Below are 17,886 nucleotides of genomic sequence, written 5' to 3' on the forward strand. Positions count from 1 at the left end.
CCTATCCGGTGCGCTGCCGCGCATGAAACCTCTCCGCGCCCCTGCGTCTCTGCGCGAGGCTCTTCTACCCGACCGGCCGCCGCGCGCGCAGCGCCTGCGCCAGCGTGCCCTCGTCGAGATAGTCGAGCTCGCCCCCCACCGGCAGGCCGTGCGCCAGCTGGGTCAGCCGCACCGGAAACTTCTCCAGCCGCTCGGCGACGTAATGCGCGGTCGTCTGCCCCTCCAGGGTGGCGTTCATCGCCAGCACCACCTCGTCCACGCCGCCGCCGGCGACGCGCGCCACCAGCGCCTCGATCGCCAGATCCTCCGGTCGCACGCCCTCCAGCGCGGACAGCCGCCCGCCCAGCACGTGGAAGCGGCCGGGGAACAGCCGCGAGCGTTCCAGCGCCCACAGGTCGCTCACGTCCTCCACCACGCACAAGGCGCGAGGGTCGCGGCGCGGGTCGGCGCAGATCGCGCATGGATCGGTCGTGTCGACGTTGCCGCAGGTGGCGCAGGTCGTCAGCCGCTCCTCCACCGCGGTCAGCGCCGCGCGCAGCGGCGCCAGCGCCGCCTCGCGCTTCTTGACGAGATGCAGCACCGCGCGCCGCGCCGATCGCGGGCCGAAGCCGGGAAGCCGCGCCAGCGCGCTCGTCAGCGCCTCGATCTCCTGCGATGCCATGGGGAACAGATAGGGGGTTGCGCGACGCCCCGCCAGCGTGTCGAGAACGCGCCCATGCGGATCGTCTTCATGGGAACGCCCGACTTCGCGGTGCCGACGCTCGACGCGCTGGCGGCGGCGGGGCACGACATCGTCGCCGCCTACACGCAGCCGCCGCGCCCGGCCGGGCGGCGCGGGCGCGGGCTGGTCGCCTCCCCGGTGCAGCGCCGGGCGGAGGCGCTGGGCGTCGCCGTCCGCTCGCCGGTGTCGCTGAAGGGGGAGGAGGAGCAGGCCGCCTTCGCCGCGCTCGACGCCGACGTGGGCGTGGTTGCCGCCTACGGCCTCATCCTGCCGCGCGCGGTGCTGGACGCGCCGCGGCACGGCTGCCTCAACGTCCACGGCTCGCTGCTGCCGCGCTGGCGCGGCGCCGCGCCGGTGCAGCGCGCCATCCTGGCGGGGGACGGGGAGACCGGCGTCGGCATCATGCAGATGGAGGCGGGGCTCGACACCGGGCCGGTGCGGCTGGAGGGGCGCACCGCGATCGACCGCAAGACCGCGGGCGAGCTGACGACCGAGCTGGCGCAACTGGGCGCGCGGCTGATGGTCGAGACGCTCGCCGATCTTTCCGCGCATCCGGCCGTGGCGCAGCGCGAGGCGGGCGTCACCTATGCTGCGAAGATCGACAAGGCGGAGGCGCGGATCAACTGGGCGCAGCCCGCCACGCAGGTCGAGCGTCTGGTCCGCGCGATGAACCCGGCCCCCGGCGCCTGGTTCGAGCTGGCGGGCGAGCGGGTTAGGCTGCTCGCCGCCGAGGTGCTGCCCTTCTCCTTTCCCGGCGGCGAGGGAACGACGGTGGACGACCGGCTGACGATCGCCTGTGGCGACGGCGCGATCCGGCCCGTCACGCTCCAGCGCGCGGGCCGCGGCGTCGCGTCGCTCGACGAGTTTCTCCGTGGGTATCCCGTGGCTTCCGGTACGAACCTGTGACGCGGTTCGCACTGACGGTGGAGTATGACGGCCGTCCGTTCTTCGGCTGGCAGCGGCAGGCGCACGGGCCGAGCGTGCAGCAGGCGATCGAGGAGGCGGTCTTCTCCGTCACCGGCGAGACGGTGGCGGTCCACGCCGCTGGGCGCACCGACGCGGGCGTGCACGGCATCGCCATGCGCGCGCACTGCGACATCGCGAAGCCGATCGCGCCGTTCCGGCTGGGCGAGGCGCTGAACGCCCGGCTGCGTCCCGCACCGGTCGCGATCCTGGCGTGCGAGGAAGCGGCCGACGACTGGCACGCACGCTTCTCCTGCCTCGGCCGCGAGTACGAGTATCGCATCGTCAATCGTCGCGCCCCGCTGACGTTCGAGAAGGGACTGGCGTGGCACGTGCCGCAGCAGCTGGACGCCGCGGCGATGCACGACGCGGCGCAGCTGCTGGTCGGCCGGCACGATTTCACCACCTTCCGCTCCGCGCACTGCCAGTCGGCCAGCCCGGTGAAGACGCTCGACCGGCTGGAGGTGGAGCGCGACGGCGATCTGGTGGCGATCACCGCGGCCGCACGGTCGTTCCTGCATCACCAGGTCCGCTCGATGGTCGGCTGCCTCGCCATGGTCGGCCTCGGCCGATGGAGCGCCGACGACCTTGCCGACGCGCTGCGCGCCGCCGACCGCACCCGACTGGGGCTCAACGCGCCGCCGGACGGGCTGTTCTTCGTAACCGCCCGCTACTGACGCGTCAGCGGCTGAACTGCCCCACCAGCTCGACGTGGGTCGACCAGCGGAACTGGCCCACCGGCACCACCCAATCCAGCCGATACCCGCCCTGCGTCATCATCTGAGCATCTCGAGCGAAGCTGCTGGGATTGCACGAGACATAGGCGAGGCGCGGTACCGCGCATGCGGCCAGCGCGCCGGCCTGCTCGCGCGCGCCGGCGCGGGGCGGATCGAGGACGACGGCGTCGAACCGGTCCAGCTCCGCCACGGTCAGCGGCCGGCGATACAGGTCGCGGTGCTCGGCGAAGACCGGGCGTTGCGCCCGCCCCGCCGCCGCCTTCAGCGCCATCACCGCGTCGCGCCCACCTTCCGCGGCGTAGACTCGGCCGGGCAGGGCCAGCGCGAAGGTGCCCAGTCCGGCGAACAGGTCGGCGACCGTGCGCGCCTCGCCGATCGCCTCGCGAACCGCGGCCACCAAGGCCGCCTCGCCCTCGCGCGTCGCCTGGAGGAACGATCCCGGCGGAAGCGGCACCGGCACGGCGCCCAGCGTCACCGTCACGGCGTCGGGCTCCCACCGCGTCTCCGGCCCCAGCCCCTCGTCGAAGGCGATCCGCGCCACCCCGTTCGCCTGCGCGAAGGCGGTGATCGCCTCGTGCGCCGCCAGCCCCTCGGGCGCGACGCCGACGATCAGCAGGTCGACGCCCTGGTCGGCCAGCGTCATTCTCAGCTCCAGCCGTCGCTTCGGCCGGAACGACGGCAGCAGCCGCTTCAGCGGCTTCACCAGCGCGAACAGCTCGGGCGCCAGCACGTGGCATTCCTGCAGGTCGATCAGCTGGTGGCTCTTCTCCGCGCTGAAGCCCAGCCGCCCCGCCGGGTCGTAGTGGAGCGTCGCGCGACGGCGGGTGCGCGGCGGCGACAGCAGCGGCGCGCGGACGTCCGCACTCAGCCCCTGCGCCGCCAGCGCGCCCGCGACGCGGTCGACAAGGAACGCGGCCCAGCTGTCGTCGTCGAGATGCTGGAGCTGGCACCCGCCGCATTGCGGAAAGTGGCGGCATGGCGGCACCCGATGGTGCGGGCCGGGCGTGACGCTGCCGTCCGCCTCCAGCACGTCGCCGGGCGCGGCGAAGGCGGCGTGGCGGCCGTCCTCCGCGACACCCTCGCCGCGCGCGGCCACTCGCAGGATCACAGACATGCGGCGATCGCTCCGGTCAGGTGGTCCGGCAGGTCGTCGGCGAGGAAAGCCGACCCGGCGCGCCGAGCCGCCTCGGTGTGGAGCCACACCGCGTCGCCGGCCGCGTCGAAGGGATCGCGCCCGCCCGACAGCAGCCCACCGACGATCCCCGCCAGCACGTCCCCCGTTCCCGCGCTCGCCAGCCAGGACACGCGGTGCATCGCCACGCGGGTGCGCCCGTCCGCGTGCGCGACCACCGTGTCCGCCCCCTTCATCACCACGGTCGCGCCGCATCCGACCGCCGCGGCGCGGGCCCGCTCGATCCGGCTCGCCTCGCCATCGCCGAACAGCGCCGCGAACTCGCCTCCATGCGGGGTCAGCACCGTCGCCGCCCCGCGTCCGCGCAGCCGCGCGGGGTCGAGCAGGTGCAGCGCGTCGCCGTCGATCACCAGTGGGCGATCGGTGGCGAGCGCGGCGTCCAGCTTCGCGCGCGCGTCATCGTCGCGCCCCAGTCCGGGGCCGATCACCACCGCGCCGATGCGTGGATCGGCCAGCGTTTCGGCGGACCAGCGGCGGCGCACCACCGCGTGGGGCAACCGGTCGGTCGCGCTGCCCAGCAGCAGGACGTATCCCGCAAGCCGCGCCGCCGCCTCCGCCGCCATCGCCGCGGCGCCGGGCATCCGCCCCGCCACGATCGCCACCATGCCGCGACTATACTTGTGCGCGTCCGTCGCCGGGACGGACAGCGCGGCGTGCGGCAGCACCGCGTCGTCGCCCGCCGCCGCCACGCCGATGTCGAGCAGCCGTATCTCGCCGCAACGCGCCGCCGCAGGCAGCAGCACGTGGGCAGGCTTCGCCGCGCCGAGCGCGAGCGTCACGTCGGCGCCGGTCTCGCTCAGCACCGCGCCGTCGTCGGTCGCCAGCCCGCTCGGCAGGTCGATCGCGATCACCAGGTCCGCCCGCTGCGACAGGCGCCGCAGCGCCGCCGCGGCGTCCTCCTCCAGCGCACGCGACAGCCCGGTGCCGAACAGCGCGTCGACCAGCACCGGCGCAGGGACCGCGTGCGTCAGCGGCTCCACCGCGCCGGCCCAGCCCGCCCGCGCCGCGATGGCCGCGGGCGTGCGCGGCTCCGCGCTCGCCGCCACGCGCACGCGACGTCCCAGCGCGGCGAGCCGCGCCGCCGCGACATAGCCGTCGCCGCCGTTGTTGCCCGGGCCGCAGGCGACCAGCACCTCGTGATGCGCCGCCAGCCGGTCGACGGCGACCGCGATCGCCGCACCGGCGCGCGCCATCAGCGTCTCCGCGCTGTCGCCGCTCGCGCCCTCCGCCGTGCGCATCCGCGCCGCGGTCAGGATCGGCTGTCCCTCGATGTCGATCACTTCGCCGCCGCCCTCATCGTCGCGGGCAGGCGGTAGACGTCGTCGCCCAGCGCCACCTCGATCTCCGTCGGATCGACGATCGCGACCTTGGCGCGCTCCGCCCCGTCCGCCGCGACCACGCCGCGGCCGTCGCTGGTGACGAGCAGCCGGCGGAATCCGCCGTCGGGATGGCGCATCGTCAGCACCAGCCCGCGCGCCTCCTGCGTCCGCTCCACCCCGCATACGCGCTCGAGCGCCGCCGCCCCCGCCAGCGCGCACTTCACGCGCCCTTCGTCCGCCGCCGCCGCGCTCTGCTCGGCTTCCACCTTGGCCAGCACCTGGGTGTCCGCCGGCCGGTCCGAACAGGCGGCGAGGAGGAGCAGCGCCGTCGCGGGGCTAGATATCCGCATAGACGTGGCGCTCGGCCTTCGCGCCCGGATGCGTCACCGCGCCCGCCCACGCCGGGCCGACGTTCTGCGCGTAGCGCCACAGCGCGCCCGAGCCATAGTCGTTCTGCCGCGGCTGCCAGCGCGCGCGCCGCTCCGCCAGCACGTCCTCGGCGACCAACAGGTCAATCGTCCCCGCCTCGGCGTCGATGGCGATCCGGTCGCCGTCCTCCACCAGCGCGATCGGCCCGCCCGCCGCCGCCTCCGGCCCGACATGGCCGATGCAGAAGCCGCGCGTCGCGCCGGAGAAGCGCCCGTCGGTGATGAGCGCCACCTTCTCGCCCATGCCCAGGCCGTAGAGCGCGGCGGTGGTGGACAGCATCTCGCGCATCCCTGGCCCGCCCTTCGGCCCCTCGTAGCGGATGACGACCACCTCCCCCTCGGCGATGGCGCGCGCCTCCACCGCGGCGAAGGCATCCTCCTCGCAATCGAAGCAGCGCGCCGGCCCCTCGAACTGCAGCCGGTGCATTCCCGCCACCTTCACGATCGCGCCCTCGGGTGCCAGCGATCCGCGCAGGCCGACGACGCCGCCGGTCGGCGTGATCGGCGTGCGCGCGTCGTAGATCACCTTCTGGTCCGGGTTCCACGTCACCTGGTCGATGTTCTCGCCCAGCGTCCGCCCCGTCACGGTCATGCACTCGCCGTGGAGCAGCCCCTCGGCCAGCAGCGTCTTCATCAGCATGTACGCGCCGCCGGCCTCGTGCATGTCCTTGGCCACGTACTGACCGCCGGGCTTCAGGTCCGCGCAATAGGGCGTCGACTTGAAGATGGCGGCGACGTCGTGCAGGTCGAAGTCGATCCCCGCCTCGTGCGCCATCGCGGGCAGGTGGAGCGCGCCGTTGGTGGAACCGCCGGTCGCCGCGACGATCCGCGCCGCATTCTCGAACGCCTCGCGCGTGCAGATATCGCGCGGGCGGATGTCGCGTGCCAGCAGCTCCATCACCTGCGCGCCCGCCGCCACCGCGATCTGCTCGCGAGAGGTGTAAGGAGCCGGCACCATGTTGCTGTTGGGCAAGGACAATCCGATTGCCTCGCCGACGCAGGCCATGGTGTTGGCGGTGTATTGCCCGCCGCACGCGCCGTGGCCGGGGCAGGCCACCTTCTCCAGCGCGTGCACCTCCGACAGCGGGCAGGCGCCGGCGGCATATTTCCCGACCACTTCAAACACGTCGACGACGGTGACGTCGCGCTCCTGGTAGCGGCCGGGCAGAATCGAGCCGCCATAGACGAAGATCGACGGAACGTTCAGCCGCAGCATCGCCATCATCATGCCGGGCAGCGACTTGTCGCAGCCGGCGAAGCCGACCAGCGCGTCGTAGCAATGGCCGCGGACGGACAGCTCGACCGAATCGGCGATCACCTCGCGGCTGACGAGGCTCGCCTTCATGCCCTGGTGGCCCATCGCGATGCCGTCGGTGACGGTAATGGTGTTGAACCGGCGCGGCATGCCCCCGCCCTGTTCCACGCCCGCGCGCGCGGCGTCGGCCTGCGCATCCAGCGTCGTGTTGCACGGCGCACTGTCGTTGCCCGCGGAGGCGAGCGCGACGAACGGCCGCGCGATTTCCTCCTCGGTCAGGCCCATGGCGTAGTAATAGCTGCGGTGCGGCGCGCGCTCGGGCCCCACCGACACGTGGCGGCTGGGCAGGCGGGACTTGTCGAAACGGTCGGTCATGGCGCGCACGCCTATGTCGCGGGAGGGGGCGTCGGCGCAAGGATATTAGACGATCCTGCCCGGGCGCCCCGTCGCGGCGGGCGAAGGTCAGCCCAGCTGCGCCAGCGCCTTCTCGACCCCGTCCATCGTGAACGGCTTGGCCAGTCGCGGGCGATCGCGATGCTCGACCGCGATCTCGTCGCCGCCGCCGCCGGTCGCGAAGACGAAGGGGATCTGCCGCGCGGCCAGCGCGTCGGCGATCGCGAAGCTCTTCTCCCCGCCGCGCAGGTTCACGTCGAGGATCGCGGCATCGACGTTCCCCGCCTCCACCAGCGGCAGCGCCGCGGCGACGCTGTCCGCGGTGCCGGCGACCTGCCGGTCCAGCGCGTCGAGGAAATCCTCCAGCATCATCGCGATCAGGGGTTCGTCTTCAACGAGGAGCACGCGCATCGTCATGCGCGCCGCCATAATGGCTCCGGCGCGCGGCGCAACCGCATCATGCGGTGCCGTGCCCGGTCAGTTGTGCCGCCTCGGGCCCCTCCTCGCGCGACAGCACGTCGCGCACCGCCTCCGCCAGCTGCTGGACGGAGAACGGCTTGGGCAGGAACGACACGTTGTCGAGGTCGATCGATCGGCGCAGCTGCTCCTCGGCATAGCCCGACATGAACAGGATCGGGATGCCCGGCAGCTGGCGGCGCAGATGGGTGGCCAGCGTCGGCCCGTCCATCACCGGCATCATGACGTCGCTCACCACCAGCCGCGGCCGCTCGATCCCGTCGACCAGCTCCAGCGCCGCCTCGCCGTTCTCCGCCGCCAGCACGGTATAGCCCTGCCGCGTCAGCGCGCGCTCCGCCACGGCGCGCACCATGTCCTCGTCCTCGACGAGGAGGATCGTGCCCGATCCCCACAGCTCGCCGGTGCGCAGGCGGTTGTTGCTGGCCAGCGGCGTCGCCACCGGCCCGTCGCCGGACGCGGCGTGGACCGGCAGGTAGACGGTGAAGGTCGCCCCCTGCCCGGGGCGCGAATCGGCGAAGATGTAGCCGCCCGACTGCTTGACGATGCCGTACACGGTGGAGAGGCCCAGCCCCGTGCCCTTGCCGACCTCCTTGGTCGTGAAGAAGGGTTCGAAGATCTTGTGCTGCACCTCCAGCGGGATGCCGGTGCCGGTGTCGGTCACCTCCAGCGCGGTGTAGTCGCCCACCGGCATGATGTCGCCGCGGCGGCGCACCTCGGCGATCGGCACGCTGCGCGTCTGGATCGTCAGCCGGTGCGGCCCGTCGCCCGGCTTGGAGACCATCGCGTCGCGCGCGTTGACGGCCAGGTTGACGACCACCTGCTCCAGCTGGCCCGGATCGGCGCGCACCGACCCCTGGTCGCGTCCGTGCTTCACCTCCATCCGCACCGTCTCGCCCATCAGGCGGCGGAGCAGGTTGGACACCTCGCTGACGACGTCGGGCAGTTGCAGCACCTGCGGGCGCAGCGTCTGCTGGCGGCTGAAGGCGAGCAGCTGCCGCGTCAGCGATGCGGCGCGATTGGAGTTGGCGCGAATCTGCTGGATGTCGTCATAGTCGCTGTCGCCGGGCGAGTGACGCATCAGCATCAGGTCGCAATGGCCGATGATGGCGGTGAGGATGTTGTTGAAATCGTGCGCCACGCCGCCGGCGAGCTGCCCCACCGCCTGCATCTTCGTCGCCTGCGCCACCTCGCGCTTCAGCCGGTTCTCCTCGCCATTGTCCTTCAGGCTGAGCAGCACCGCCGCGTCGCCCAGGCCGCGGGCCGAGGCGATCGAGAAGACGATCGGTTCGTCCGGATGGTCCTTCAGCCGGACGGCGAAGTCCATCGATCGCCCGCCACCGCCGGCGAAGCGCCGCACCGCGTCCGCCACCACCGATTTGTCCTCGCGCACGACGAGGTCGCCGGGATAGAGCGGCGGCGCGGTCGGCTCCGCGGAGACGGCGCGCGCGAAGGCGGCGTTCATCTGCATGAACCGCCCCTCGCGATCGACCAGCGCCACGCCGAACGGCATCAGCATCACCAGCGCCTCGACATCCGCGGCGGCACCGTGCGCGATCGTGCCCTCGGCATCGACCATCGCGACGAGGATCGGCGAGTCGGCGCGGTCGCCCAGCGGCAGCTGCACCAGCCGCATCGGCGTCGCCATCTCGCCCTCCGCGACGAAGCGGACCAGCCGGTCGGCATCGCCGGCGAGATATTGCGCCAGGTCGTTGCCGACGATCTCCGCGTCGCCCGCGCGCGCGCGCAGCACCGGGTTCGCCGCCAGCACGTGGCCGTCGACGTCGATCACCGCGGCCATGATCCCCGCCTCGCCCGCGCGCACGCCCAGCGTGCCGGCGATGGCGTCGGCCAGCCGCTCGGGCGCGGCGCCGCCCTGGCCCTCCACCAGCCGCCACACCAGGCAGTCGCCGTCCGCGCCCGCGCGCAGCACGGTGGCGGCCAGCATCTCGCCACCCAGCATCAGGCCGTCGCACTGCGCCCGCCCGTCGCGCCACGCCGCGCGGCCCGCGCTCGCCAGTCGGTCCGCGCCGTCGCCGTCCAGCGGCAGCGAGGGCGGCGTGGCATAGCCGGCGAACAGCGCGGCGTAGCGGTCGTTGGCGCAGACCAGCCGCCCGCCGCGATCCGTCACCGCCACCGCGTCGCCGCTCGCCTCCGCCAGCGCGTGCGCGACACTCCAGTCCACCTCTCCGCCCGGCGCGGCACGCGCGGGCAGCAGGCGCGCGACGACCACGGCCACGCCCGCCAGCACGATCGCCGCGCCCAGGAAGCCCGCCGCGATGGTCACGCTGCCGATCAGCCACAGCACCAGCGCCGCGGCCAGCAGCCCGGCGACCGTCGCGATCGCCAGCGACGCGCGCGCACCCGTGCCGATCCGCGCCAGTCCGCGCGGCTCGTCCACGGTCGCGAGCACGTCGACGCCCATGCCGCTACCAGATCCTGATGCGCTGCGCCGGCGCCAGGTACGTCGCCTCGCCCGGCTTCGCACCGAACGCGGCATACCACGGGTCCAGGTTGCGCACGGTCAGCGCGCGGTAATGGCCCGGCGAGTGCGGGTCGCTGACCAGCTGCTGGCGCAGCGCGGGCTCGCGGAACTTCGTCCGCCACACCTGCGCCCAGCCGTAGTAGAAGCGCTGGTCGCCGCTGAGGCCGTCGATCGTCGCCGCCTTCTTGCCCTTCAGCGAGGCGTGATAGGCGTCGATCGCGACGGTCAGCCCGGCCAGGTCGGCGATGTTCTCGCCCAGCGTCAGCCCGCCCTGGATATGCTGGCCCGGCAGCGGCTCATAGGCGTCGTACTGCGCGACCAGCTGCTTCGTGAACGCCTCGAACCGCGTCACGTCCTGCGGTGTCCACCAGTCGGCGAGCTTGCCGGTCGGGTCGTACTTGCGTCCCTGATCGTCGAAGTGATGGCTGATCTCGTGGCCGATCACCGCGCCGATGCCGCCGTAGTTCACCGCCGGATCGGCCTTCGGGTCGAAGAACGGCGGCTGCAGGATCGCGGCGGGGAAGACGATCTCGTTCATCGTCGGGTTGGCATAGGCGTTCACCGTCATCGGCGACATGAACCATTCGTCGCGGTCGATCGGCTTGCCCAGCTTGGCGAGATCGCGCGCATAGTCGAACTCGTTCGAGCGGGCGACGTTGCCGACCAGGTCGTCGCGCTTCACCTCCAGCGCCGAATAGTCGCGCCACTTCGTCGGATAGCCGATCTTCGGCGTGAAGGCGGCGAGCTTCACCAGCGCCTTCCGCTTCGTTTCCGGCGCCATCCAGGCCAGCTTCTTCAGCCGCTCGCCCATCGCCGCGGTCACGTTCTTGACGAGCAGGTCGGCCTGTGCCTTCGCCTCGGGCGGGAAATAGCGCGCGACATAGGCCTGGCCCACGTCCTCGCCCAGCGCGCCGCTGACGAGGTCGACGCCCCGCTTCCAGCGCACCTGCTGCTCCGGCGTGCCCGACAGCGTCGTGCCGTAGAAACCGAACGTCGCCGCGTCGAACTGGTCGGTAAGATAGGGCGAATAGGCGCGCAGCGTGCGCAGCATCAGCTGGTCCTTCAGGACCGGCAGCGGCGTGGCGGCATAGACTTTCGCCTCGCCGGCGAAGGCGGTCGGCTGCGCGACCAGCACCGCGGGCTGCGCGTCGACGCCCAGCGCGCCGGCATAGGCCTTCCACGGGAAGCCCGCGGCCTGGCTTTCCAGCTGCGCCCAGGTCAGCTTGTTGTACGTCTTGTCCGCATCGCGGCTCTCGATCCGCGTCCAGTGCGCCTTGGCCACCTCGGTCTCATAGGCGAGCACCGCGGCCGCCCGCGCGTCGGCGTTCTGCTCGCCCGCCAGCGTCAGCAGCTGCGCGAGATACGTCCGATAGGCGGTGCGATAGGCCGCGAACGCCGGCGCGGGGTTCAGGTAATAGTCGCGGTCGGGCAGGCCGATGCCGCCCTGGTACATGCTGACGATATAGGCGTCCGGGTTCTTGTCGTCCTGGCCCACGCCGACGCGGAAGGGCCCCCCGACGCCCAGCCGCTGGAGCTTCCCCGCCTCCACCGCCAGCGCGTCGCGGTCGGTCGCGGCGGCGATGGCGGCCAGCCACGGCTTCACCGGGCCTGCCCCCTTCGCGTTGGCGGCGGCCTGGTCCATGAAGCTGGCGTAGAGGTCGCCGGACTTGCCGCCGGGCGTGCGCGCCGCCTCTTCCAGGATCTCGCGCGTGCGGCTCTGCGACAGGTCGCGCAGGACGTGGAACATACCGTAGCTGCTGCGGTCGGCCGGGATCTGCGTCGTCTTCTCCCACGTGCCGTTCGAATGCTCGTAGAAGTCCTTGCCCGGCGTCACGCTCGGATCGCGGCCGGCCATGTCGAAGCCGAAGTCGCCGATCTGCGGTCCGTTCGCCTTGGCGGGGGTTACCGGACCGGCCGCGGCCTTCGCGACCTGGCCGGTCTGCTCGCGCGTTTCCGGCGCGGAGGTTCCGGGCGCCGTCTGGGCGATGGCGAGGGTGGCGGCGGAAACGAGCAGGGGAAAGAGGACGACGGAGCGACGCATGTTTGTTCTCGACCCATTTGGTGGATGCCGCGTGGCATAAAGCCCTGCCGCCGCCCGTCAATCATGGTTACGCGCGTCACCAAGTCGCTCGTCATGCCGATCGTGGCGGTGCCGCCACTTGCGCGCGATCCACGCCCGCCAGCCAAGGGCCGCGACGGCGTAACCCAGCACCGCGCCCGCCACCGCGCACACGATCATGCCCAGCCCGGTCGCCGGCCCCACGTCCTGGATCAGCCAGTCCAGCCACGACGGCGCGGCACCCACCGCATCGCCCAGCGGCTGCCCCGGCACCGCGCTGTCGACGTGGAGCAGCAGCGCTCCCACCTTGTAGTACAGCACGAACAGGAAGGGCGTGGTCAGCGGGTTCGTGAAGAACGTCGTCAGCGCCGCCGCGGGCACGTTGGCGCGGAACGGCAGCGCCAGCACCGCGGAGGCGGGGATCTGCCCCATCGGGATCAGGATGCCCGTGAACATGCCCAGCGCCACGCCGCGCGGCACCGACCGGCGCGTGAAGCGCCACAATTCGGGCGCCAGCACGCGGTGCGCGATGGGGCGCAGCAGCCGGCTGTTCTCCATCGATTCGCGCGTCGGCAGGTTGCGCCGGCTCCACGCGGCGAAGCGGTCCCACGCGGTCATCGGTCGCGACGCCATCCGGCCCCCCTGCCGTCAACCATGATCGCGCAGCAGGCGACCCGCCTCGCGCTTCCAGTCGCGTTCCTTGATATGCTCGCGCTTGTCGTGCGCCTTGCGCCCCTTGGCCAGCGCCAGCTCCACCTTCGCCCTCCCCTGCCCGTTGAAATAGACCGTGAGCGGGACCAGCGTCATGCCTTCCCGCGCGACGGCGCCGTGCAGCTTGTTTATCTCGCGCTCGTGAAGCAGCAGTTTACGCGGGCGCTTGGGCTCGTGGTTGAAGCGGTTGCCGTGGCTGAATTCGGGGATGTTCGAATTGACCAGCCACACCTCGTCGCCCTTCACCTCGGCGTAGGACTCGGCGATCGATCCCTCGCCGAAGCGAAGGCTCTTCACCTCGGTGCCGGACAGGACGATCCCCGCCTCGTAGGTGGTGTCGATCGCATAGTCGAAGCGCGCGCGGCGGTTCTCGGCGACGATCTTCTTCTTGTCGAAGGTGGCGGGCTTGGGACGCGACATGTCCGGGCGATGTAGGCGCGGGCGACGCCGGAGGCAAAGGGCGATCGTTACGATTGGGCGTGGAGGGCGGGCGCACCGGCGCGGCTGCCCTTCGACTTCGCTCAGGGCGAACGGATGAAGCGTCCGGGAACCCTGTTTCCGTTCGGGCTGAGCGAAGTCGAAGCCCCTGCACGCGCACGGATCAGAACGGCGTCTTCAGCCGCACCATCGCACGGTTACTCGTGAACCCGCCGACGCCGGCCTGCTCCGCCTCCGCCGCCAGCTTCGTCCTCCCGCCGAAAATGCCGGTCTCCGCCTTCGGCAGCGCCGACGGATCGGCGGTAAAGCGGTCGGGCAGCGGGCGCAGCCGGAACGCCTCCTGCCCTTGCCCGCACACCACCAGCGAGCCATCTGCCGCGGCCGTGCCGCACGCCGGCACGGGAGTGCGCGGCTTCTCCATCACCGGGCCGGCGACCGCAGCCTGCAGCATCGCCAGCACCAGCATCTCAGAGCCCGGCCCGCGCCAGCGCCGCGTCGACCGCGGCGCGGCTCGCCTCTCCCGGCCAGGTCATCGGCAGCCGCAGGCCGTCGGGAAACCCGCGCCGAACCTTCGTCATGGCGTATTTGACCGGACCGGGCGACGCGTCGGTGAACATGGCGAGGTGCAGCGCGAAGAGGCGATCGTGCAGCGCCAGCGCCCCTGCGTTCTCCCCCGCCGCCCACGCCCGCTGGAACTCGGCGCACAGCCGCGGCGCGACGTTGGCGGTGACGGAGATGCAGCCGGTGCCCCCCATCGCGTTGAAGGCGAGCGCCGTCTCGTCGTTGCCCGACAGCTGCACGAACCCCTCGCCGCAGCCGGCGCGCTGCTCCGTCACGCGCGCCAGCGATCCGGTCGCGTCCTTGATGCCGACGAACGTGTCGGGAAACGCGGCGACGATCCGCGCCACCGTGGCGGGCTGGATGTCGGTGACGGTGCGGCCGGGCACGTTGTAGAGCACGATCGGCAGGTCGCTGCCACGCGCTACCGCCTCGAAATGGCGGAAGATGCCTTCCTGCGACGGGCGGTTGTAATAGGGCGGCACCATCAGCGCGGCGTCCGCCCCGGCTTCCTTCGCCGCCGCCACGTTGGCGATGGCGACGCGCGTGTCGTTCGATCCAGCACCCGCCAGCACCGGCACGCGCCCCTTCGCCTGGTCGACGCAGACGCGCACGATCGCGAACTGCTCCTCCTTCGTCAGCGTCGCCGCCTCGCCGGTGGTGCCGCACGGCACCAGCCCGGCAGACCCTTCGGCGATCTGCCACTCGACGAGGTCGCGATACGCTTTCTCGACGAACGCGCCCTCCGCATCGAACGGCGTGACGAGGGCGGGGATCGAACCTGAGAACATGGGTGTTGGACGCTCCGGACGCGGTGGAGGGCTTGGGGGACTGCGACGTGTTCAGGACAGATACGGGTTCGGTCGCTATCCTGTCCACCAGCGGCGACCAACAACGGTGAAAGCGGGCATCTTGATCGGATTGGTGACAGCGACGACCCTGGCGATGACGCTCGCCGGCAGCGCGGGCATGCAACAGGCGGCGGCGCCCGCCGCGGCCGCGCCCACCGCGCCTACTTATGTGACGGTGACGAACCCCGGCGGGATCGCGCAGGCGGTGGCACAGTGGAAAGTGCTGACGACGACGGATCAGCTGCCGTTCGACAGCTACGCCGGCTTCCTGATGCAGCACCCCGGCTGGCCCTCGCAGGCGGCGATCCGCCGCACCGCGGAGAAGAAGGCGGCGGACGGCACCGCCCCGCCCGCCAGTGTCGCCGCCTTCTGCCGGCGCCTGCCCCCGCTGACCGGAGCCGGGGCGGTCGCGTGCGCCCGCGCGTTCCAGGCGACGGGCTCGCCGACCGAGGCGGCGACGGCCGCGCGCGGGGCGTGGCGATCGGGCAATCTGTCGGCGCAGGACGAGGCCGTCGTGCTGGGCAGCTTCGCCTCAGCGCTGACGCCGGCGGACCACGACCGCCGCATGGACGCGCTGCTGTGGCAGGGGGCGACGGGCGCGGCGGCGCGGCAGATCGCCTATGTCAGCCCATCGGCGCGCCCGCTGCTGGAAGCGCGGCTCGCCTTTCGCACCAACGCGCAGACCGCCTCCGCGCTGGCCGCCGCCAACGACGCCGCGGGCGCGCGCGACGCAGGCTACCTCGCCGACAAGGCAACGTGGCTTCGGGGCAGCGGCGCCTCGCCCAGCGCGCGATCCTGGCTGGCGCGCACCCGCACCGGCATGACCCCGCCGGGCAACGTCGAGAAGTTCTACGAGGTGCTGCTGGCCAACGCGCGCGGCGCGGCGGCGGACGGGCAGTACCAGGCCGCCTACGACATCGCGCGACAGGTGGACGACGCCTATCCGGCAGGCACCGACGTCTCCACCAAGCCCTACGGCGAGCGCGACGACTACACCAGCCTCGCCTGGCTGGCCGGCCAGATGGCGTTGACGAAGATCGCCCGCCCGGCGGACGCGATGGTGATGTTCGGCAAATACGCCGCTGCCAGCCAGTCGCCCCAGACCCGTGCCAAGGGCTTCTACTGGTCGGCGCGCGCGGCGGAGGCGGCGCGGCTGCCGACGGAGGCGGACGCGCTGTTCCGCCGTACCGCGGGCTATCGCGACCAGTTCTACGGCCAGCTCGCCAGCGAGCGTCTCGGCCGCGCGCTGGTCGGCCCGCCCCCGGTCGCCGCCGGGCTGATCGATCCCGCCGCGCGCCAGCGCTTCCACGCGCGCGAGGTGGTGCAGGCGGCCGTGTTCCTCGGCAACGCGGGCCAGTACCAGGACCAGACCGCTTTCGTGAAGCAGATCGCCGCGGACGCGACCGGCGACAGCGACCACCTGCTCGCCGACGAGCTGTCGCGGATCATCCGCCGGCCCGACCTCGGCGTGCTGGTGGGACGCAGCGCGATGCAGAACGGGCTGACGGAGTATAGCGCCACCGCCTTCCCCACGGTCGCCGTCCCCGCCGCGCACGAGCCGTGGTGGACGATGATCCACGCCATCTCGCGCCAGGAAAGCCAGTTCGACCGCGCGGCGAGAAGCCCCGTGGGCGCGACCGGGCTGATGCAGCTGATGCCCGGTACCGCGCGGGAACAGGCGGGCAAGCTCGGCCTTCCCTACGATCAGCCGCGGCTGGCCACCGACACCGGCTACAACATCCAGCTCGGCTCGGCCTATTTCCAGCGCATCTTCGCCAGTTACGGCAGCTACCCGCTCGCCATCGCGGCCTACAACGCAGGACCGGGTAACGTGAACAAGTGGCTGCGCGCCAACGGCGATCCGCGCACCGGGGCGGTCGACATGGTCGACTGGATCGAGGCGATCCCATTCACGGAGACGCGCAACTACGTCCAGCGCGTGCTGGAGAACGCCGTCGTCTACGACCTGATGAACCCGCCGCGCGCCCGCAGCCGCGGGCCGGCCAACCTCAGCTGGTACATGGGCCGGGCGAAGAGGGGGTGAGCGGATGGATCGCCCCAATTACATCACCCCGGCGGGATACGCCGCATTGCGGGCCGAATACGACCGGCTCCTCGCCACCGAGCGGCCTGCGCTGGTGGAAACGATCGCCTGGGCGGCGGGCAACGGCGACCGCAGCGAGAACGGTGACTATATCTACGGACGCAAACGGTTGCGGGAGATCGACCGGCGGCTGGGCTTCCTGTCGCGCCGGATGAAGGCGGCCAAGGTCGTCGACCCGGCCCGGCAGGACGATCGCACGCGCATCTTCTTCGGCGCGACCGCGACGATCGCGGACGAGGACGACCGGCACCGCACGCTGACGCTGGTCGGCGACGACGAGGCGGACGCGGGCGCGGGCAAGGTGGGCTGGAACGCGCCGCTCGCGCGTGCGCTGCGGGGCGCCGCCGTGGGGGACGTGCGGCGGGTCGCGCTGCCCGCGGGCGAGAAGGAATATGAGGTGATGTCGATCGACTATCCCCCGGTTGCGGCCGACACGGCTTGATCTATGTTTTGCGTCGCCTCGGACTGGAGGCGATTGCGAAAGGACATGGACGATGCCGATCCCAGCCAGCTGGTCGCCCCCGCTGCTCAGCCTCTTCCGCGCCGTTTTCGGCCTCGTCTTCCTCAGCCACGGCGTTTCGAAGTTCTTCGGCCTGCCGCCCTTTCCCATGCCGATGACCCCCTTGATGACGGTGGCGGGCGGGCTGGAACTGGTCGGCGGCGCGTTGCTGGTGCTCGGTCTCTTCACGCGACCGGTGGCGTTCGTGCTGTCGGGGCAGATGGCGGTCGCCTACTTCATGGCGCATCTTCCCCACGGCTTCCTGCCGCTCGCCAATGGGGGTGAGGCGGCGATCCTCTACTGCTTCGCCTTCCTCTACCTCGCCGCAGCGGGTGGCGGATCGATCGCGCTCGATACGGCGCGCGTGCGCGCGCGCTGACCGGGAACGGCGCGCGGCGGCGGTTCGTTGGGGTGGCGAAGGAGATGGGACCATGGCGGAGAATCCCCGCACCACCACGGCGCGCGACCATGACGACAAGGATGTGATCGAGGGCATGATCCCCGCCGGCGACGCGGTGGCGGAGAGTGCAGGCGGCAATCTGCAGCGCGACATCGGCTCGCGTGCGGATCTGGGCCAGGTCGACGATCCCGACGGCACCGTCCGGCCGGAGAAGCAGGACGATATCGACAACGGTCAGGCCTATGACAGCAGCCGCGGCCCGAACCGCTGATCGTGCATTGACGTCATGACCGCGTGGG

The 17,886-nt window shown here is 72.1% G+C and carries 18 protein-coding genes; 6 read left to right on the plus strand and 12 right to left on the minus strand.

The genetic code is table 11. The features are described from left to right. Positions 1–64: 64 nt before the first annotated feature. Positions 65–661 carry a recombination mediator RecR gene (recR, locus tag HBH26_RS01685; RefSeq protein ID WP_168132825.1) on the minus strand — a complete coding sequence of 199 codons (597 nt, stop codon included), beginning with the start codon at positions 659–661 and terminating at the stop codon, positions 65–67. Positions 662–715: 54 nt separating this feature from the next. Here recR and fmt point away from each other — a divergent pair, with 54 nt between their 5' ends. Both fmt and truA read left to right on the plus strand, forming a co-directional pair. Then, positions 716–1,627: a methionyl-tRNA formyltransferase gene (gene fmt, locus HBH26_RS01690; RefSeq protein WP_168132827.1), complete on the plus strand. Its 912-nt coding sequence runs from the start codon at positions 716–718 to the stop codon at positions 1,625–1,627. Then, positions 1,624–2,361: a tRNA pseudouridine(38-40) synthase TruA gene (truA, locus tag HBH26_RS01695; RefSeq protein WP_168132829.1), complete on the plus strand. Its 738-nt coding sequence runs from the start codon at positions 1,624–1,626 to the stop codon at positions 2,359–2,361. Before fmt ends, truA begins: the two co-directional genes overlap by 4 nt. A 4-nt stretch (positions 2,362–2,365) precedes the next feature. Here the strand turns inward: truA and HBH26_RS01700 are convergent, their stop codons facing one another. From HBH26_RS01700 to dapA, 11 genes are all read right to left on the minus strand, one after another. Continuing rightward, a complete protein-coding gene (locus HBH26_RS01700) occupies positions 2,366–3,535 on the minus strand; it encodes a class I SAM-dependent RNA methyltransferase (RefSeq protein WP_168132830.1) in 1,170 nt (389 codons plus the stop codon). Then, on the minus strand, positions 3,526–4,893 hold the full coding sequence (locus HBH26_RS01705; protein WP_168132832.1) for an NAD(P)H-hydrate dehydratase: 1,368 nt from the start codon (positions 4,891–4,893) through the stop codon (positions 3,526–3,528). Before HBH26_RS01705 ends, HBH26_RS01700 begins: the two co-directional genes overlap by 10 nt. Then, entirely contained in the window at positions 4,890–5,282 is a 393-nt protein-coding gene (locus tag HBH26_RS01710; protein WP_168132834.1) for a hypothetical protein, read from the minus strand. Before HBH26_RS01710 ends, HBH26_RS01705 begins: the two co-directional genes overlap by 4 nt. Continuing rightward, a complete protein-coding gene (ilvD, locus tag HBH26_RS01715) occupies positions 5,269–6,990 on the minus strand; it encodes a dihydroxy-acid dehydratase (RefSeq protein WP_168132835.1) in 1,722 nt (573 codons plus the stop codon). The genes HBH26_RS01710 and ilvD overlap by 14 nt, the downstream gene beginning before the upstream one ends. Before the next feature lie 87 nt (positions 6,991–7,077). Continuing rightward, complete coding sequence (locus HBH26_RS01720; RefSeq protein ID WP_239024498.1) at positions 7,078–7,425, minus strand: response regulator; 348 nt, start codon at positions 7,423–7,425, stop codon at positions 7,078–7,080. A gap of 40 nt (positions 7,426–7,465) precedes the next feature. Then, positions 7,466–9,907 carry a hybrid sensor histidine kinase/response regulator gene (locus HBH26_RS01725; protein WP_168132839.1) on the minus strand — a complete coding sequence of 814 codons (2,442 nt, stop codon included), beginning with the start codon at positions 9,905–9,907 and terminating at the stop codon, positions 7,466–7,468. Positions 9,908–9,911: 4 nt separating this feature from the next. Then, entirely contained in the window at positions 9,912–12,008 is a 2,097-nt protein-coding gene (locus HBH26_RS01730; protein ID WP_168132841.1) for a M13 family metallopeptidase, read from the minus strand. A 57-nt stretch (positions 12,009–12,065) separates the two neighbouring features. Then, the gene (locus HBH26_RS01735) at positions 12,066–12,644 is read right to left on the minus strand and encodes a DUF2062 domain-containing protein (RefSeq protein ID WP_239024499.1); all 579 of its coding nucleotides are present in this window, start codon (positions 12,642–12,644) and stop codon (positions 12,066–12,068) included. A 30-nt stretch (positions 12,645–12,674) separates the two neighbouring features. Further along, a complete protein-coding gene (smpB, locus tag HBH26_RS01740) occupies positions 12,675–13,157 on the minus strand; it encodes an SsrA-binding protein SmpB (RefSeq protein ID WP_168132843.1) in 483 nt (160 codons plus the stop codon). Between the two features lie 181 nt (positions 13,158–13,338). After that, complete coding sequence (locus HBH26_RS01745) at positions 13,339–13,641, minus strand: hypothetical protein (protein ID WP_168132844.1); 303 nt, start codon at positions 13,639–13,641, stop codon at positions 13,339–13,341. 1 nt (position 13,642) lies between these two features. Next, entirely contained in the window at positions 13,643–14,524 is an 882-nt protein-coding gene (dapA, locus tag HBH26_RS01750) for a 4-hydroxy-tetrahydrodipicolinate synthase (protein WP_168132845.1), read from the minus strand. Positions 14,525–14,678: 154 nt separating this feature from the next. On the opposite strand from dapA, the gene HBH26_RS01755 reads away from it, so the two are divergent. The 4 genes from HBH26_RS01755 to HBH26_RS01770 are packed head-to-tail and all read left to right on the plus strand — an operon-like array spanning position 14,679 to position 17,858. Further along, entirely contained in the window at positions 14,679–16,628 is a 1,950-nt protein-coding gene (locus HBH26_RS01755) for a lytic transglycosylase domain-containing protein (protein WP_168133056.1), read from the plus strand. 4 nt (positions 16,629–16,632) lie between these two features. Then, positions 16,633–17,130 (plus strand): transcription elongation factor GreB, encoded by a 498-nt coding sequence (gene greB, locus HBH26_RS01760; protein WP_168132846.1) that lies wholly within the window; start codon positions 16,633–16,635, stop codon positions 17,128–17,130. Positions 17,131–17,182: 52 nt separating this feature from the next. Beyond that, positions 17,183–17,566 (plus strand): DoxX family protein, encoded by a 384-nt coding sequence (locus tag HBH26_RS01765; RefSeq protein ID WP_168132847.1) that lies wholly within the window; start codon positions 17,183–17,185, stop codon positions 17,564–17,566. Positions 17,567–17,618: 52 nt separating this feature from the next. After that, positions 17,619–17,858 (plus strand): hypothetical protein, encoded by a 240-nt coding sequence (locus HBH26_RS01770; protein WP_168132848.1) that lies wholly within the window; start codon positions 17,619–17,621, stop codon positions 17,856–17,858. Positions 17,859–17,886: the final 28 nt, after the last annotated feature.

Source organism: Sphingomonas corticis (assembly GCF_012035195.1).
Classification (GTDB): Bacteria; Pseudomonadota; Alphaproteobacteria; order Sphingomonadales; family Sphingomonadaceae; genus Sphingomonas; species Sphingomonas corticis.

Bases quoted from the DNA above. Each gene is read 5' to 3' on its own strand.
- HBH26_RS01725 (WP_168132839.1), bottom strand. From the start codon at position 9,907: ATGGGCGTCGACGTGCTCGCGACCGTGGACGAGCCGCGCGGACTGGCG.
- recR (WP_168132825.1), bottom strand. From the start codon at position 661: ATGGCATCGCAGGAGATCGAGGCGCTGACGAGCGCGCTGGCGCGGCTT.
- HBH26_RS01710 (WP_168132834.1), bottom strand. From the start codon at position 5,282: ATGCGGATATCTAGCCCCGCGACGGCGCTGCTCCTCCTCGCCGCCTGT.
- HBH26_RS01730 (WP_168132841.1), bottom strand. From the start codon at position 12,008: ATGCGTCGCTCCGTCGTCCTCTTTCCCCTGCTCGTTTCCGCCGCCACC.
- dapA (WP_168132845.1), bottom strand. From the start codon at position 14,524: ATGTTCTCAGGTTCGATCCCCGCCCTCGTCACGCCGTTCGATGCGGAG.
- HBH26_RS01700 (WP_168132830.1), bottom strand. From the start codon at position 3,535: ATGTCTGTGATCCTGCGAGTGGCCGCGCGCGGCGAGGGTGTCGCGGAG.
- HBH26_RS01735 (WP_239024499.1), bottom strand. From the start codon at position 12,644: ATGACCGCGTGGGACCGCTTCGCCGCGTGGAGCCGGCGCAACCTGCCG.
- greB (WP_168132846.1), top strand. From the start codon at position 16,633: ATGGATCGCCCCAATTACATCACCCCGGCGGGATACGCCGCATTGCGG.
- HBH26_RS01755 (WP_168133056.1), top strand. From the start codon at position 14,679: ATGACGCTCGCCGGCAGCGCGGGCATGCAACAGGCGGCGGCGCCCGCC.
- HBH26_RS01765 (WP_168132847.1), top strand. From the start codon at position 17,183: ATGCCGATCCCAGCCAGCTGGTCGCCCCCGCTGCTCAGCCTCTTCCGC.
- HBH26_RS01745 (WP_168132844.1), bottom strand. From the start codon at position 13,641: ATGCTGGTGCTGGCGATGCTGCAGGCTGCGGTCGCCGGCCCGGTGATG.
- HBH26_RS01720 (WP_239024498.1), bottom strand. From the start codon at position 7,425: ATGACGATGCGCGTGCTCCTCGTTGAAGACGAACCCCTGATCGCGATG.
- ilvD (WP_168132835.1), bottom strand. From the start codon at position 6,990: ATGACCGACCGTTTCGACAAGTCCCGCCTGCCCAGCCGCCACGTGTCG.
- HBH26_RS01770 (WP_168132848.1), top strand. From the start codon at position 17,619: ATGGCGGAGAATCCCCGCACCACCACGGCGCGCGACCATGACGACAAG.
- fmt (WP_168132827.1), top strand. From the start codon at position 716: ATGCGGATCGTCTTCATGGGAACGCCCGACTTCGCGGTGCCGACGCTC.
- smpB (WP_168132843.1), bottom strand. From the start codon at position 13,157: ATGTCGCGTCCCAAGCCCGCCACCTTCGACAAGAAGAAGATCGTCGCC.